Here is a 15,616-nt window from a genome sequence, read left to right as displayed (position 1 = left end):
CTCGCCCTCCTAGTCCAGATCGTCCATATCTTCTGATATGGTTGCGGTAAGCTTGTGGGTGAATTGCAGCGCGGCATTGAAGCCCATCTGCTTCAGCCGGTAATTCATCGCCGCCACTTCGATAATAACGGCAAGGTTCCGTCCCGGACGCACCGGAATGGTCACCAGCGGCACATCGGTGTCGATGATGCGCGTCGTCTCCTCATCCAGTCCCAGACGATCATACTGCTTATCCTGCTGCCAGGCTTCCAGCTTGACGACAAGCGTAATCCGCTTGTGGTTGCGGATCGCTCCAGCGCCGAACAGCGTCATGACGTTGATAATGCCGACCCCGCGGATTTCGAGCAGATGCCGAATCAGCTCCGGCGCGGTCCCGTGCAGCTGGTTGTCCGATGTCTGCCGGATCTCAACGGCGTCGTCGGCAATCAGCCGATGTCCGCGCTTCACCAGCTCCAGCGCCGTCTCGCTCTTGCCGATGCCGCTGCTGCCAGTAATCAGCATACCGACGCCATATACGTCGCAGAGCACGCCGTGAATGGTCGCGGTCGGAGCCAGCCGGCCTTCCAGAAAGCTCGTCAAGCGGCTGGAAAAAATCGTTGTCGCCATCGAGCTGCGCAATACGGGCAGCCCTTTCTCATTGCTGACATCAATCAGCTCCTGCGGCACATCCAGCCCGCGTGTAATCACGATACACGGCGTCTCGTCGTGGCAAATGCCGCGAATCCGGCTGATCCGTTCCTCGGCAGGGAGCATGGAGAAGAAGGCAAGCTCCGTCTTGCCCATCAGTTGAACCCGGTCTTCAGGATAATATTCGAAATATCCGGCCATTTCGAGGCCGGGGCGGTTCAGGTCGTCGACCGTAATCAGCCTTTTCAGGCCTTCTTGTCCGGAAATGACTTCCAGTTGAAAATGCTGTACCAATTCCGATACTTTTACCTTCTTGGCCATATCTATTTCTTCCTTTCGTCGCCTGCGGTTTGATCCCGCTTGTCCTGCTTCCCTTGACCGGCAGCGGCTGTATAATCCTTCCTCCCGGCAGGTAATTCTCCTGCTATCTTAAAGGATAACGGGTGTGAATGCAATCATTATACCGGGCAGAAGGGGTGCGCGGACAGGGGCTGCCGAATCTCTTCATTAATATTAAAAAAGCCGCCCCGAAGGGCGGCTTCCAAAGAAATCTGAACCTGACGCTTATCCCAGCAAAATGTTCAGTTCCGATTGTTTATCAAACAAATGCACTTTGTTCATGTCGATTGCAAGCTTCGCCTTGCTGCCTTCGCGGGTGGTCGAACGTCCGTCCACGCGGGCGATAACGGAATCTTTGCCGATACCGCTCAGGTACAGCAGCATTTCATGACCCAGGTTCTCGGTTACGTCTACCAGTGCGGAGAAGATTGTATTTGGAGAAGCTTCAAGGAAGACCGGCTCTTCGTGGATGTCTTCCGGGCGTACGCCCATGACGACTTCCTTGCCGATATAACCTTTGCTGCGAAGCAGTTGAGCTTTGCCGCCCGGAACTTCAACGTCCAGGTTATCAGCGGTGAAACGCACCGCTCCGCTAACTTCGGACAAAGTGCCCGAAATAAAGTTCATTGTCGGAGAGCCGATAAATCCGGCTACGAACAGGTTCTTCGGATTATTGTACAACTCTTCCGGAGAAGCGGCTTGCTGGATGATGCCGTCCTGCATAACAACAATGCGGTCGCCCATCGTCATCGCTTCGGTTTGGTCATGTGTTACGTAAATGCAAGTGGTTTCAAGACGTTTAACCAGCTTCGTGATCTCGGCGCGCATTTGTCCGCGCAGCTTGGCATCGAGGTTGGAAAGCGGTTCGTCCATCAGGAACACTTGAGGATCGCGGACGATCGCACGGCCCAGAGCTACACGTTGACGCTGACCGCCGGAAAGCGCCTTCGGTTTACGTTCCAGCAGATGCTCGATATCAAGAATTTTGGCGGCTTCGCGCACTTTTCTGTCGATTTCGTCCTTCTTCACCTTCCGGAGCTTCAGACCAAACGCCATGTTTTGGTACACGCTCATATGAGGATACAAAGCGTAGGATTGGAACACCATCGCGATATCGCGGTCTTTAGGAGCTACGTCGTTGACAACGCGGTCGCCGATAAACAGCTTGCCTTCGGAGATTTCTTCCAGCCCTGCGATCATCCGCAAAGTCGTAGATTTACCGCAGCCGGAAGGGCCGACCAGTACGAGGAACTCCTTATCTTTAATATCAAGATTAACGTCAATTACGGTTGCTTTATCGGAACCCGGATATTTTTTGAATACATGCTCTAAACGAACGCCTGCCATTTGAATTTCCTCCTCGGATAAGGGTTAGAGTTCGGAAACATTTCCTGTACTTATCTTACCCCAGTCCACTAGGGCTGGCTATTTGTAACGTTCACAAAAATCCTATTTCCTTTTCGTTACTTTATACAATAGCATGGTAAGCTTCACAATGGCCGCGTCGCCAAAGCTCCGCACGTCCGCGCCTGTCTCCTGCTTGATCTTGTCCAGACGGTAGAGCAGGGTATTGCGGTGAATGTACAATTTCTTCGCCGTTTCGCTGACATTGCAATCCATTTGAAAAAAGGTTTCCAGTGTCACCAGCATCTCCTTATCAGACAGCACCGTCGTATAATCGCCAAACTGTGCAAGCAGCTGACGACGACGCCCGTCGGGTATGCTGTTGACCAGCCTTTCCAATTGGAGCGCCCACGGCAAGTGAATATATTCTCCCACTTCAAAGATACGTCCCAGACTGATCGTTTCCCTCAGCAGCGTAACTACCCCCGCCAGACCTTTGAGAGGAATAATTGAAGAGGAAACGCTCACATGAAACACACCGACCCACTCGGACGCGATCAGTTCATGAAGGCCCATGCAGGCCTGTGCCAGAAGCTCCTCATCGTCGCTCTCCTCCTGCTCGTCCTTCTCTTCCGTGCCTGTAAGCAGATCCTTGCGTGCCAGAATCAGCCACTCTTTTGTCTGCAAAGGGATGAGCAGCGTTGTATTGTCGAAATAACTCCGGATTAATTTTAAAAGAGAGCGGTAGGCGATATCGGAGCTGTGTGTATTTTCTCCAACAAGCAGAAAAGGAACCATATCGGTGAACAAGCGGCTCTTTAAAGCGATTTCGTCCGAAATTTCGCCATCGTCCAGATTTCGCTCAAGCTGCGTATTCAACCATGCGCCAAGCTGCCGCGCCTCCGCTTCCCCTTCTTCCTTAAAGCCCGAGGCTCTGAGCGCGGCAGCATAATTCTCGGCGGCAAACTGTGCGAGCTGCTGCTCCATCTCGGAAAGGCCCTCCGTCTCGATCGACAAAGCGGTAATCCGGCCTTCGCTCTCATAAAGGGGTATCCAAACGCTTCCTTCAAATAATACGGACTGCTGTACCGCCTTCGGTTCAACGCGAAAAAGGGAAGCCGATTGCTGTCTCCCGAATTGCTTGATTCCTGATTTTTTACCGGTGAGGTGCTCCATTTTTTGCCGCAACGTCTCAGTATCCATTGTCAACATACTCCACCACTTTTGCTCTTTTTGCCTATTTTATCACGCTTTTGTCTGTTCTTGTAGTCAGCTAAAATGCAGCGGATTTACCAAGGGTCTCATAGCTATCTAAAATAATGTAAAAAAACAAAAAAAGCCATCACCTAATGGTGATGACTTCTTGAACAGGATGAGCCATGAAGGACTCGAACCTTCGACACCCTGATTAAAAGTCAGGTGCTCTACCAACTGAGCTAATGGCTCAAATCATGGTGGAGGCTGATGGATTCGAACCACCGAACTCGTAAGAGAACAGATTTACAGTCTGCTGCGTTTGGCCACTTCGCTAAGCCTCCATGAAAGTGGCTCGGGACGGAATCGAACCGCCGACACGAGGATTTTCAGTCCTCTGCTCTACCGACTGAGCTACCGAGCCATAAATTTACATAAAAATGGCGGAACCGACGGGATTCGAACCCGCGATCTCCTGCGTGACAGGCAGGCATGTTAGGCCTCTACACCACGGTTCCGCGTTTGTGACAATGGTGCCGGCGAGAGGACTTGAACCCCCAACCTACTGATTACAAGTCAGTTGCTCTACCAATTGAGCTACACCGGCATGATGTCATATGTCATTATGAAATTATCAAATGGTGGAGGCTGAGGGGATCGAACCCCCGACCCTCTGCTTGTAAGGCAGATGCTCTCCCAGCTGAGCTAAGCCTCCGTATGTATGGTAGCGGCGGAGGGGATCGAACCCCCGACCTCACGGGTATGAACCGTACGCTCTAGCCAGCTGAGCTACGCCGCCATACTATAAGATGAATTTGAAGTGGCGGAGAGAGAGGGATTCGAACCCTCGCACCGCTTACGCAGTCTAACCCCTTAGCAGAGGGTCCCCTTATAGCCACTTGGGTATCTCTCCAAACAAATCTTCACGCTTCTTATTACCGAACCGTTAAAGATGGGTCTTCCAAATTCATTCAGGCCTTAATCACCTGAAAACTGGATCGAAACGAAATATTGCGTTAATTTGGATAAGCCCTCGACCGATTAGTATTGGTCAGCTCCATGCATTGCTGCACTTCCACCTCCAACCTATCTACCTCGTCGTCTTCAAGGGGTCTTACATATTGGGAAATCTCATCTTGAGGGGGGCTTCACGCTTAGATGCTTTCAGCGCTTATCCCGTCCGTACGTAGCTACCCAGCCATGCTCCTGGCGGAACAACTGGTGCACCAGCGGTACGTCCATCCCGGTCCTCTCGTACTAAGGACAGCTCCTCTCAAATTTCCTACGCCCACGACAGATAGGGACCGAACTGTCTCACGACGTTCTGAACCCAGCTCGCGTACCGCTTTAATGGGCGAACAGCCCAACCCTTGGGACCTACTTCAGCCCCAGGATGCGATGAGCCGACATCGAGGTGCCAAACCTCCCCGTCGATGTGGACTCTTGGGGGAGATAAGCCTGTTATCCCCAGGGTAGCTTTTATCCGTTGAGCGATGGCCCTTCCATGCGGTACCACCGGATCACTAAGCCCGACTTTCGTCCCTGCTCGACTTGTAGGTCTCGCAGTCAAGCTCCCTTCTGCCTTTGCACTCTTCGAATGATTTCCAACCATTCTGAGGGAACCTTGGGACGCCTCCGTTACTCTTTAGGAGGCGACCGCCCCAGTCAAACTGCCCGCCTGACACGGTCCCCGTACCCGTTTAGGGTACCAGGTTAGAACCTAGATACGATCAGGGTGGTATCCCAACGTCGCCTCCACCGAAGCTGGCGCTCCGGCTTCCAAGGCTCCCACCTATCCTGTACAGATCGTACCCAAGTTCAATATCAAGCTGCAGTAAAGCTCCATGGGGTCTTTCCGTCTTGTCGCGGGTAACCTGCATCTTCACAGGTATTAAAATTTCACCGGATCTCTCGTTGAGACAGCGCCCAAGTCGTTACGCCATTCGTGCGGGTCAGAATTTACCTGACAAGGAATTTCGCTACCTTAGGACCGTTATAGTTACGGCCGCCGTTTACTGGGGCTTCGGTTCACAGCTTCGGGTTTAACCCCTAACCGCTCCCCTTAACCTTCCAGCACCGGGCAGGCGTCAGCCCGTATACTTCGCCTTGCGGCTTCGCACAGACCTGTGTTTTTGCTAAACAGTCGCTTGGGCCTTTTCACTGCGGCCCCCTCGGGCTATTCACCCTACCGAGGCACCCCTTCTCCCGAAGTTACGGGGTCATTTTGCCGAGTTCCTTAACGAGAGTTCTTCCGCGCGCCTTAGAATTCTCTTCTCGCCTACCTGTGTCGGTTTGCGGTACGGGCACCTTCTCCTGGCTAGAGGCTTTTCTTGGCAGTGTGAGATCATGACCTTCGCTACTATAATTTTCGCTCCCCATCACAGCCTGGCCTTAAAAGTGTGCGGATTTACCTACACACCAGCCTCACTGCTTGGACGGACATCCATCAGTCCGCGTCACTACCCTCCTGCGTCCCCCCATCGCTCATAACGGATTACGGTGGTACAGGAATATCAACCTGTTGTCCTTCGACTACGCCTGTCGGCCTCGCCTTAGGTCCCGACTTACCCTGAGCGGACGAGCCTTCCTCAGGAAACCTTGGGCTTTCGGCGGATCAGATTCTCACTGATCTTTTCGTTACTCATACCGGCATTCTCACTTGTATGCAGTCCAGCTGTCCTCACGATCAACCTTCAACCCACATACAACGCTCCCCTACCCCTGATGCAAAGCATCAAGCCATAGCTTCGGTGGTGTGTTTAGCCCCGTTACATTTTCGGCGCAGAGTCACTCGACCAGTGAGCTATTACGCACTCTTTAAATGGTGGCTGCTTCTAAGCCAACATCCTGGTTGTCTGTGCAACTCCACATCCTTTCCCACTTAACACACACTTGGGGACCTTAGCTGATGGTCTGGGCTGTTTCCCTTTTGACAATGGATCTTAGCACTCACTGTCTGACTCCCGGACGATAAGTCGATGGCATTCGGAGTTTGACTGAGCTTGGTAACCCTTGCGGGCCCCGCACCCAATCAGTGCTCTACCTCCACGACTCCATATCCGAGGCTAGCCCTAAAGCTATTTCGGGGAGAACCAGCTATCTCCGAGTTCGATTGGAATTTCTCCGCTACCCCCACCTCATCCCCGAACTTTTCAACGTTCGTGGGTTCGGGCCTCCAGTGCGTGTTACCGCACCTTCACCCTGGACAGGGGTAGATCACACGGTTTCGGGTCTACGTCCACGTACTAAGTCGCCCTATTCAGACTCGCTTTCGCTGCGGCTCCGGCTCCTCGCCTTAACCTTGCACGTTAAACGTAACTCGCCGGTTCATTCTACAAAAGGCACGCCATCACCCCTAAAATGGGCTCTGACTTCTTGTAAGCACACGGTTTCAGGTACTGTTTCACTCCCCTTCCGGGGTGCTTTTCACCTTTCCCTCACGGTACTGTTTCACTATCGGTCGCCAGGGAGTATTTAGCCTTGGCAGATGGTCCTGCCGGATTCATACGGGGTTTCACGTGCCCCGCACTACTCGGGATCCGTCTCGGAGGGAACAGAATTTCAAGTACAGGGCTTTTACCTTCTGTGGCGGGCCTTTCCAGACCTCTTCGTTTACCCTATTCCTTTGTAACTCCATGTGAGACGTCCCACAACCCCAGGGAGCAAGCTCCCTGGTTTAGGCTGTTCCGCGTTCGCTCGCCGCTACTGACGGAATCACTCTTGTTTTCTCTTCCTCAGGGTACTTAGATGTTTCAGTTCCCCTGGTCTGCCTCTAACCATCCTATGAATTCAGATGGAAGTGACTGTGCATTACCACAGCCGGGTTTCCCCATTCGGACACCCCCGGATCAAAGCTTGCTTACAGCTCCCCGAGGCTTTTTCGTTGTTCGCCACGTCCTTCGTCGGCTCCTGGCGCCTAGGCATCCTCCGTGTGCTCTTAATAGCTTAACCAATTAAGCACTCTTACTTCACTTGTTGACACAAGCTCAGCTAAAAGATGTTCTAAAACGCAATTTTCGTTTCGGTATCCAGTTTTCAAGGATCAAGATTGTTGCTTGTTATGGTGGAGCCAAGGAGGATCGAACTCCTGACCTCCTGCTTGCAAGGCAGGCGCTCTCCCAGCTGAGCTATGGCCCCATAAATTCACCCCAAAAAGTGAAGTTATGGCTTCGAGGTTTATTCCGATTACTTTTCGGGGACCCCGGAGACTTACTTTATGAAGTTTAAGTGGTGGGCCTTAGTGGACTCGAACCACCGACCTCACCCTTATCAGGGGTGCGCTCTAACCAGCTGAGCTAAAGGCCCTTAATCTTGCATATACTCTTATGGAAAACCATAAGGCTGCGCTTGGCGGCGTCCTACTCTCCCAGGACCCTTCGGTCCAAGTACCATCGGCGCTGGAGGGCTTAACGGTCGTGTTCGGGATGGGTACGCGTGGAACCCCTCCGCCATCGCCACCAAACGCTTGAAAGAGGTTGACTCTCTCAAAACTGAGCAACGAGTGAGCAACTAGCCAGAATGGCTAGATTTAAGATTTGAATGTTTCCGCTGCGGGAAACGATTCTCCATAGAAAGGAGGTGATCCAGCCGCACCTTCCGATACGGCTACCTTGTTACGACTTCACCCCAATCATCTACCCCACCTTCGGCGGCTGGCTCCCTTGCGGGTTACCCCACCGACTTCGGGTGTTGTAAACTCTCGTGGTGTGACGGGCGGTGTGTACAAGACCCGGGAACGTATTCACCGCGGCATGCTGATCCGCGATTACTAGCAATTCCGACTTCATGCAGGCGAGTTGCAGCCTGCAATCCGAACTGAGACCGGCTTTATAAGATTGGCTCCACCTCGCGGTTTCGCTTCCCGTTGTACCGGCCATTGTAGTACGTGTGTAGCCCAGGTCATAAGGGGCATGATGATTTGACGTCATCCCCACCTTCCTCCGGTTTGTCACCGGCAGTCACTCTAGAGTGCCCAGCTTCACCTGCTGGCAACTAAAGTCAAGGGTTGCGCTCGTTGCGGGACTTAACCCAACATCTCACGACACGAGCTGACGACAACCATGCACCACCTGTCTCCTCTGTCCCGAAGGAAAGGACTATCTCTAGTCCGGTCAGAGGGATGTCAAGACCTGGTAAGGTTCTTCGCGTTGCTTCGAATTAAACCACATACTCCACTGCTTGTGCGGGTCCCCGTCAATTCCTTTGAGTTTCAGTCTTGCGACCGTACTCCCCAGGCGGAGTGCTTACTGTGTTAACTTCGGCACCAAGGGTATCGAAACCCCTAACACCTAGCACTCATCGTTTACGGCGTGGACTACCAGGGTATCTAATCCTGTTTGCTCCCCACGCTTTCGCGCCTCAGCGTCAGTTACAGCCCAGAAAGTCGCCTTCGCCACTGGTGTTCCTCCACATCTCTACGCATTTCACCGCTACACGTGGAATTCCACTTTCCTCTTCTGCACTCAAGCTGCCCAGTTTCCAGTGCGACCACAGGTTGAGCCCATGGTTTAAACACCAGACTTAAACAGCCGCCTGCGCGCGCTTTACGCCCAATAATTCCGGACAACGCTTGCCCCCTACGTATTACCGCGGCTGCTGGCACGTAGTTAGCCGGGGCTTTCTTCTCAGGTACCGTCACTTCTCTAGCAGTTACTCTAGAAAACGTTCTTCCCTGGCAACAGAGCTTTACGATCCGAAAACCTTCATCACTCACGCGGCGTTGCTCCGTCAGGCTTTCGCCCATTGCGGAAGATTCCCTACTGCTGCCTCCCGTAGGAGTCTGGGCCGTGTCTCAGTCCCAGTGTGGCCGTTCACCCTCTCAGGTCGGCTACGCATCGTCGCCTTGGTGAGCCGTTACCCCACCAACTAGCTAATGCGCCGCAGGCCCATCCCCTGGTGACAGATTGCTCCGCCTTTCCGCCTTCCGGTATGCACCAGAAGGTCTTATCCGGTATTAGCTACCGTTTCCGGTAGTTATCCCAGTCCAAGGGGCAGGTTGCCTACGTGTTACTCACCCGTCCGCCGCTAAGTTAATCAGGAGCAAGCTCCATCATAACTCCGCTCGACTTGCATGTATTAGGCACGCCGCCAGCGTTCGTCCTGAGCCAGGATCAAACTCTCCAAAAAGGTAGAGCCGATAGCTCAATCAAACAAACTGACGAGAATTTCTTCTCATTTAATACTCACTCGTTGTTCAGTTTTCAAAGATCAAAGTCTCTTTCAGTTCGTCGCCGTGTCTCTTGCAGCGACCTTTATAATATATCACAGTCTAGTTGTTATCGTCAAGCACTTTTTATTTTTTCTTTTTCAAAGCACTTTTCGATAACCTGCTGCTTTATATCTGGCCCGAAGAGCCGAGTATTAATGTATCACATAACGCAAATGCGCGTCAACTACCCAAATAAGGTAATTTTTAAACCTACGAGCATGGCCACTCCAGGCAGACCCAGAACGGACACCGTTCCTATCGTTGCCGGGTTCAACGGAATGTACACTCCTCCAGCCAAATGCGTGAAATCGACGATATAGAGTCCAATTGCCGCCAGGATCAGGTGGGAGCCGAAAAGGCCCAGCCACCCCCAGCCCAATCTTTTCTTAAATACAACAGCCACCAACAGTACGGCAGAGAGAATTAGTATGCCTGACGCTACAATTTTCATTCCTGCTCCCCCTTATCTTCAAAGCGGCATTACAGCCGATCGCGGTTTAACCCGATTCTTTTGGCATGCTTCAGGTGAATTTGGTACTTCCGTTCGGCCGCCTCCAAAATAAAAATGGCATAATCGATCTGGTCTTGGCCTACGGCTTCGTCAAACATCAGGTGAGCTCTTTCCCACTCCATATGAGCCTTCCTTACCTCGGTAAAAACATCCCAATGCTCCTCTTGAGCCTCTTCCTGCTCCTTGCCATTCTGCCTACGCAACCCGTTCAACCAACCCATCCCGATTCCTCCTTTATGATGAACTTTATGGGAAGACGCCCTTCATCTCCGCATATTCTCATTCATATCGGGACAAGGCCAAACTTAGAACTATGAAGTAGCTGCCAAGGGTATTGTTTTTGCGGGGAGGTCTCGGGATCGGGGAAGTCTCGGAAAACAAAAAAGAAGCCTTTAGGCAGGCTTCTTCCGTAATAGGACTCTATAGGATTAAAACAGCTCGCGCCGGCCTTCCAGCGCTTTGGACAAGGTCACCTCATCCGCGTATTCGAGATCGCCGCCAACCGGCAGACCGTGGGCAATCCTTGTTACTTTCACTTCAAAGGGACGGACGAGCCGGGAGATGTACATCGCTGTCGCCTCCCCCTCAATGTTGGGATTGGTCGCCAAAATAAGCTCCTGCACTCTCTCATCGCTGAGCCTTGTCAGCAGTTCCTTTAACCGGATGTCATCGGGTCCGACGCCCTCCATTGGCGAAATGGCGCCCTGAAGCACATGATAGAACCCATTAAATTCTTTGGTCCGCTCCATGGCGACAAGATCTTTGGAATCCTGCACCACGCAAATTACCGAAGCGTCGCGCGTCTTATCCTGACAGATCCGGCACGGGTCGGTATCGGTAATGTTGCAGCAGACCGAGCAATAGTGGAGATTGCGTTTCACGCTGACGAGCGCTTTGGCAAAATCAATCACCTCGTCTTCCTTCATGTTCAGCACATGAAAGGCAAGCCGGGCGGCCGTCTTGGGGCCGATTCCCGGCAAACGCGTAAAAGCATCGATCAGCTTGGCAAGCGGTTCGGGGTAATACAATAGGATATCTCCTTTATGATTAACTTAAGCCTTCACGTTGTTAGAACAGACCCGGGATCTTCATGCCACCGGTGAATTTGCCCATGTCCGAACTAGCCAGCTCTTCCGCCTTGGCCAGAGCGTCGTTTACGGCCGTAAGAACCAAGTCCTGCAGCATTTCCACATCTTCCGGATCTACCGCTTCCGGCTTGATCTCAATGGACAGCACCTTCTTGTGTCCGTTAACCTGTACGGTTACAACCCCGCCGCCGGAAGAACCTTCCACCGTCTTGCTGCCAAGCTCTTCCTGGGCTTTCAGCATCTGTTCCTGCATTTTTTTGACTTGCTTCATCATTTGATTCATATTGTTCATTCGTGATCGTCTCCTTAATAACTGCGCGAGAGGCGCATAGGGTATACTTGCGGATTAATCTTTTATGACAACGAGGTCCTCACCAAACAGCTGAATGGCCTCGTCAATCCAGGGTTCCTTGGGAGCCTCTCCGGCCTCGTGCTCATGCTCCAGACGCAGCTCCTCCTGATCCGGAGGCTTCGGCGAATTAACGGAGGCTTCGCTCCAATCGCGGAGCATGACCGTCACCAGCCGGTAGGGCTTGCCGAGCCGGGTCTCCAGAACGCGTTCGATAACCTGCTTATTGGCCGGCTTCTCGGTCGTTTCCCGGTGAATCGTATTCTTGAAGGCAACCAGCACCGCGTCATCGGTCACCGATACGGGTTCGCCGTCGACAAACCAGGCGTGGACCGTCACCTTCTCTTCCTTAACGGACTGAAGCACCTGACCCCACTGCTTATACACCGCCCCAAAATCCCCGCTGTCCTTACCCGCTATGAATTTATCCATTTGCGGCGGAAGCTTGGAGACGGAAGAAATGCGCGGGGCGGAAGAAGATCGCCCGGCTGCAGGCTTCGGCGCGCCGCTCTCCCGGCCATTGGCGGCAATCCCGCCGGACTGAAGCGCCTGTTCCAGCTTCTTCTCCAAGGCGGCAATCTGCCGTTTGAGCACATCCAGTTCCCCTTGATCGGCAGGTGATGCGCCGCTCAAGCGTGCCTGCGTCACGGGAGTATCATTGCTCTCCTTCGGACTGCACAGCTTCATCAGCGCCACCTCAAACAGCGTCTGGGGATGTGTAGCGTATTTCATCTCGCTCAAATAACGATTCAGCGTATCTACGATTTCGAACAGCCGATCACGCGAGAAAGCCTGTGCCATATCCTGAAATTCCGCCGGATTCAGCACTCTGTCTGTCAAGCTGGCAGAGCCCGGCACCATTTTGATCATAAGCAGATCGCGGAAGTAATAAAGCAGGTTCTCCAGGCATTTGTCGGCGCTCTTCCCCTCATGCATCAGCTGTTCGACCAACTCGAGCAGCCCACCCATATCGCTCTCCAAGATGGCTTTGGCCAGCCGGGCGAATTGCTCCGCCGGTATGCCGCCGGTCATGCCCAGCACCTGCTGATAGGTCACATGGCCATCAGTAAAAGAGGAGATCTGATCCAGCACGCTTAGCGCGTCGCGCATCCCCCCGTCGGACAAGCGGGCAATGTACTGCAGCGCGTCGTCCTCGGCGGAAATGCCCTCCTTCTCACAGATCACTCTCAGGCGGGCCGTCTGTTCCTCGAGCGAAACCCGGCGGAAATCAAAGCGCTGGCAGCGCGAAATAATCGTCGCCGGCAGCTTATGAGGCTCTGTTGTCGCCAAAATAAACATCACATGCGCGGGCGGCTCCTCAAGCGTCTTCAGAAGAGCGTTGAAGGCCTCCGTAGTCAGCATATGCACTTCGTCAATAATATACACTTTGCGCCGCACCTCGGTGGGTGCATACTTCACTTTATCCCGCAGGTCGCGGATTTCCTCCACGCCCCGATTGGACGCAGCGTCGATTTCCTGCACATCCATCACCGCGCCCGAAGCAATCCGCAAGCAGGACGGACATTCATTGCACGGCTCCGGGCCCGGACCCCGCTCGCAGTTGACCGCTTTGGCCAATACCTTGGCGGCGCTTGTCTTGCCGGTGCCCCGGGGGCCGCTGAACAGATAGGCATGGGAAACCCGCTGCTCGCGAATCGCGTTCTGAAGCGTCTGGATAATGTGCTGTTGTCCGACCATGTCCTGAAACGCTTGAGGCCGCCAGGCACGGTACAACGCGATGTGTTCCACTAGAGCATTACCCTCTTTCAACCGCCGCTTCCCGGGCGTTAATCGCTTCATTAATTATACTATATTCTCCGTCCCAAGACCAAAAACAAAAAGCATCTCCGCTTGTCGCAAAGATGCTTGATAGATTGCTAAGTATAAACCGCGCACCTGTTATTGATGACTGCGATCCGAGCGGCAACCCTACGCGGCTGCTCGGGCCAGGCTGCCCTCCGGCACAGGAGCAAACTTGCTTATGGCTGCTTCCTTCCGGACCTGACCAGGTTCACAAGCGCTCATTGCGGAGGACCCAACCGTCAACACAGCGCGTAGGGACCAAGCCTCACATCGACAGCACCTCTAACAGGAATTCAACCTCGCTATAGCGGATTGCGAGTTACAGGGCACCGCTACCTCCCCGTCTAGCACGGCGAAGATAAGTATAGCCTACGCCGGGGCAAAAATCAACTGGATAAGAAACCCGAAGCTGCCGCCTTTATTATGACAGTTATTCTTCCCGGGCAGCATATGAAATATATTGTGTAGTAAAAAAACGAAGCCCCCCGCCAAAAGGCGGAGGGCTTTCCACCGATTCTTGCCGACTTGCAGCAGACCGGATTAGATACCGTATTTCTTCTTGAATCTGTCGACGCGGCCGCCGGCATCCAGGAACTTCTGCTTGCCAGTGAAGAACGGATGGCATGCGGAGCAAATTTCGACGCGCAGCTCCTGTTTCACGGAACCAGCTTCGAATGTGTTGCCACAGGCGCAAGTTACGGTTACGAGATTATATTTCGGCTGAATTGCAGTTTGCATTTAAATTTCACCTCTTTTGCCCTGAGCCTCAGGCGGACCCAGAGTTGATATAAGACACATAGATGTAGTTTAGCACGAAATAAGCAGAGAGGCAATAGAGAACCACTCGCGAATTACGTCGTCTCTTTAAGGCTACAAGCGGGCAATCGCTCTTTTCGTCCGGGCTTCTCCTGTAGGAGGAACATGCGTGTACGAGCCGATAACTACTTCGGGCAATTCCTCACGGAAAATATCGAGCATCGTCTTCATACCCAGAACCTCACCCTGCGGCGGAGGAATCAGCTCAAGATAGCTCTCGGGGTCAATATTAAGATTGCGCATCTGGATCAGCTTGAGCCCGGTGCGTCTGACAAATTCGACCATGGCCTCAACCTCTTCTTCCCGGTCGGTGACTCCCGGAAATACAAGATAGTTGATCGAGGCGTACACGCCCTGGGAGGATGCATATTTCAGCGACTTCTCCACACTAGCCAGAGAATAGCCGCGCGGCTTGTAATAGGCGTTGTAGTGATCGTCCAGCGCGCTGATCGTGCTGACGCGCATCAAATCCAGTCCGGCGTCGACAATCCCGCGGATATGATCACTCAGGCCGGCGTTGGTATTGATGTTGATGTACCCCATATCTGTAATCGACCGGACTTCCCGGATCGCCTCTATAATCAGCTTCGCCTGCGTTGACGGCTCGCCTTCGCAGCCCTGGCCGAAGCTGATAATGGATTCCGGCGTCTTCAGATGCTCCAGCATCACCTGTACAATCTCGTCCACTCTCGGCCGGAAATTCATCCGCGTCTGCGGCGAGACAAAGCCGCTGTCATCCGGCTGCTCGGAAATGCAGCCGAAGCAGCCGGCGTTGCATGAATACGACACGGGCACGCCGCCTTCCCAGCGGCTCAGAAAGGTATTCGAGGACGTCAGGCACTCATAGCCGAGCGCACAGTTCGAAAGATGCCCGTACAGCCGGTTCTCCGGATATTTGGCGGTCAAGGCGGCCACCCCGCTGCGAACCGCAGCGCGGTCGCAGTTAAGCGGATTCCACTTGAAAGGGTCATCCGTCTTCTCTGCGGCCACATAGAAGCCCCCGTCTTTCCATACGACGGCCGTATAACCGAACAGCGGCAGCTTGTAGGACTTATCCGTCTTGACATATCCCGGCAGACAGAGGCGGGTATAGCCCTGCGGAAGCAGCGCTCCTACCGCCTGCGAGCCTTCCGGCAGCCGCAGCATCTCTCCGGTGGCCGGGTTCATTCCGACGGCTCTCGTATTCGGCAGAAGAGAAAGCGTCGCCCCTTCCGGCAGCGGAATCAGTTCTTCTTCCAACAGTTCGACAATCATATCCCCGCTGCGGGCGAGTCCATGCAGCTCGGGATGATCGTATACGTTTCCTTGCCCGTCGGCATATACCAAATGCATGTTAT

Annotated in this window: 10 protein-coding genes, 10 tRNA genes, 3 rRNA genes and 1 other RNA gene; all 24 read right to left on the bottom strand. The window is 53.3% G+C overall.

Going from position 1 to position 15,616, the window contains the following annotated elements; all coding sequences use genetic code 11:
* Positions 1–9: 9 nt before the first annotated feature.
* Positions 10–948: an HPr(Ser) kinase/phosphatase gene (gene hprK / locus PSAB_RS00690; RefSeq protein ID WP_025332669.1), complete on the bottom strand. Its 939-nt coding sequence runs from the start codon at positions 946–948 to the stop codon at positions 10–12.
* 243 nt (positions 949–1,191) lie between these two features.
* Positions 1,192–2,313, bottom strand: a complete 1,122-nt coding sequence (locus PSAB_RS00685) for an ABC transporter ATP-binding protein (protein WP_025332668.1) — start codon at positions 2,311–2,313, stop codon at positions 1,192–1,194.
* Between the two features lie 102 nt (positions 2,314–2,415).
* Positions 2,416–3,513, bottom strand: coding sequence for a PucR family transcriptional regulator (locus PSAB_RS00680; protein WP_025332667.1), 1,098 nt, complete (start codon positions 3,511–3,513; stop codon positions 2,416–2,418).
* 170 nt (positions 3,514–3,683) lie between these two features.
* Positions 3,684–3,756: transfer RNA gene (locus tag PSAB_RS00675), tRNA-Lys, on the bottom strand.
* 6 nt (positions 3,757–3,762) lie between these two features.
* Positions 3,763–3,848 (bottom strand) — tRNA-Tyr (locus PSAB_RS00670).
* 7 nt (positions 3,849–3,855) lie between these two features.
* A tRNA-Phe gene (locus PSAB_RS00665) sits at positions 3,856–3,928 on the bottom strand.
* A 17-nt stretch (positions 3,929–3,945) separates the two neighbouring features.
* Positions 3,946–4,022 (bottom strand) — tRNA-Asp (locus PSAB_RS00660).
* A gap of 13 nt (positions 4,023–4,035) precedes the next feature.
* Positions 4,036–4,111, bottom strand: a tRNA-Thr gene (locus PSAB_RS00655).
* A gap of 32 nt (positions 4,112–4,143) precedes the next feature.
* A tRNA-Val gene (locus PSAB_RS00650) sits at positions 4,144–4,219 on the bottom strand.
* A 7-nt stretch (positions 4,220–4,226) separates the two neighbouring features.
* Positions 4,227–4,303, bottom strand: a tRNA-Met gene (locus PSAB_RS00645).
* A gap of 22 nt (positions 4,304–4,325) precedes the next feature.
* A tRNA-Ser gene (locus tag PSAB_RS00640) sits at positions 4,326–4,417 on the bottom strand.
* Positions 4,418–4,525: 108 nt separating this feature from the next.
* A 23S ribosomal RNA gene (locus PSAB_RS00635) occupies positions 4,526–7,455 on the bottom strand.
* A 110-nt stretch (positions 7,456–7,565) separates the two neighbouring features.
* Positions 7,566–7,641: transfer RNA gene (locus tag PSAB_RS00630), tRNA-Ala, on the bottom strand.
* A gap of 91 nt (positions 7,642–7,732) precedes the next feature.
* A tRNA-Ile gene (locus PSAB_RS00625) sits at positions 7,733–7,809 on the bottom strand.
* A 40-nt stretch (positions 7,810–7,849) separates the two neighbouring features.
* Positions 7,850–7,966, bottom strand: a 5S ribosomal RNA gene (rrf, locus tag PSAB_RS00620).
* A 109-nt stretch (positions 7,967–8,075) separates the two neighbouring features.
* Positions 8,076–9,630, bottom strand: a 16S ribosomal RNA gene (locus PSAB_RS00615).
* Together the 16S, 23S and 5S rRNA genes with 10 tRNA genes alongside form the textbook arrangement of a ribosomal RNA operon.
* Before the next feature lie 266 nt (positions 9,631–9,896).
* Positions 9,897–10,163, bottom strand: a complete 267-nt coding sequence (locus tag PSAB_RS00610) for a pro-sigmaK processing inhibitor BofA family protein (RefSeq protein WP_025332666.1) — start codon at positions 10,161–10,163, stop codon at positions 9,897–9,899.
* Positions 10,164–10,192: 29 nt separating this feature from the next.
* On the bottom strand, positions 10,193–10,444 hold the full coding sequence (locus PSAB_RS00605; protein WP_025332665.1) for a hypothetical protein: 252 nt from the start codon (positions 10,442–10,444) through the stop codon (positions 10,193–10,195).
* A 207-nt stretch (positions 10,445–10,651) separates the two neighbouring features.
* Entirely contained in the window at positions 10,652–11,251 is a 600-nt protein-coding gene (gene recR, locus PSAB_RS00600) for a recombination mediator RecR (RefSeq protein ID WP_025332664.1), read from the bottom strand.
* Between the two features lie 40 nt (positions 11,252–11,291).
* A complete protein-coding gene (locus tag PSAB_RS00595; RefSeq protein WP_025332663.1) occupies positions 11,292–11,603 on the bottom strand; it encodes a YbaB/EbfC family nucleoid-associated protein in 312 nt (103 codons plus the stop codon).
* Positions 11,604–11,657: 54 nt separating this feature from the next.
* Entirely contained in the window at positions 11,658–13,409 is a 1,752-nt protein-coding gene (dnaX, locus tag PSAB_RS00590) for a DNA polymerase III subunit gamma/tau (RefSeq protein ID WP_025332662.1), read from the bottom strand.
* A gap of 139 nt (positions 13,410–13,548) precedes the next feature.
* Positions 13,549–13,816: signal recognition particle sRNA large type (gene ffs, locus PSAB_RS24860), an RNA gene on the bottom strand.
* A 187-nt stretch (positions 13,817–14,003) separates the two neighbouring features.
* Positions 14,004–14,201, bottom strand: a complete 198-nt coding sequence (rpmE, locus tag PSAB_RS00585) for a 50S ribosomal protein L31 (protein WP_025332661.1) — start codon at positions 14,199–14,201, stop codon at positions 14,004–14,006.
* A 132-nt stretch (positions 14,202–14,333) separates the two neighbouring features.
* The gene (locus tag PSAB_RS00580; protein WP_025332660.1) at positions 14,334–15,611 is read right to left on the bottom strand and encodes a radical SAM family protein; all 1,278 of its coding nucleotides are present in this window, start codon (positions 15,609–15,611) and stop codon (positions 14,334–14,336) included.
* Between the last annotated feature and the right edge of the window lie 5 nt (positions 15,612–15,616).

Source organism: Paenibacillus sabinae T27, from assembly GCF_000612505.1.
Taxonomy (GTDB): domain Bacteria; phylum Bacillota; class Bacilli; order Paenibacillales; family Paenibacillaceae; genus Paenibacillus_AQ; species Paenibacillus_AQ sabinae.
Note: the sequence above shows the minus strand (reverse complement) of the source record. Positions and strands in the feature narration are given on the sequence as shown.

Coding starts and splice junctions, on each gene's coding strand:
- rpmE (WP_025332661.1), bottom strand. CDS start 14,201: ATGCAAACTGCAATTCAGCCGAAATATAATCTCGTAACCGTAACTTGC.
- PSAB_RS00605 (WP_025332665.1), bottom strand. CDS start 10,444: ATGGGTTGGTTGAACGGGTTGCGTAGGCAGAATGGCAAGGAGCAGGAA.
- PSAB_RS00680 (WP_025332667.1), bottom strand. CDS start 3,513: ATGGATACTGAGACGTTGCGGCAAAAAATGGAGCACCTCACCGGTAAA.
- PSAB_RS00610 (WP_025332666.1), bottom strand. CDS start 10,163: ATGAAAATTGTAGCGTCAGGCATACTAATTCTCTCTGCCGTACTGTTG.
- hprK (WP_025332669.1), bottom strand. CDS start 948: ATGGCCAAGAAGGTAAAAGTATCGGAATTGGTACAGCATTTTCAACTG.
- PSAB_RS00580 (WP_025332660.1), bottom strand. CDS start 15,611: ATGCATTTGGTATATGCCGACGGGCAAGGAAACGTATACGATCATCCC.
- PSAB_RS00685 (WP_025332668.1), bottom strand. CDS start 2,313: ATGGCAGGCGTTCGTTTAGAGCATGTATTCAAAAAATATCCGGGTTCC.
- PSAB_RS00595 (WP_025332663.1), bottom strand. CDS start 11,603: ATGAACAATATGAATCAAATGATGAAGCAAGTCAAAAAAATGCAGGAA.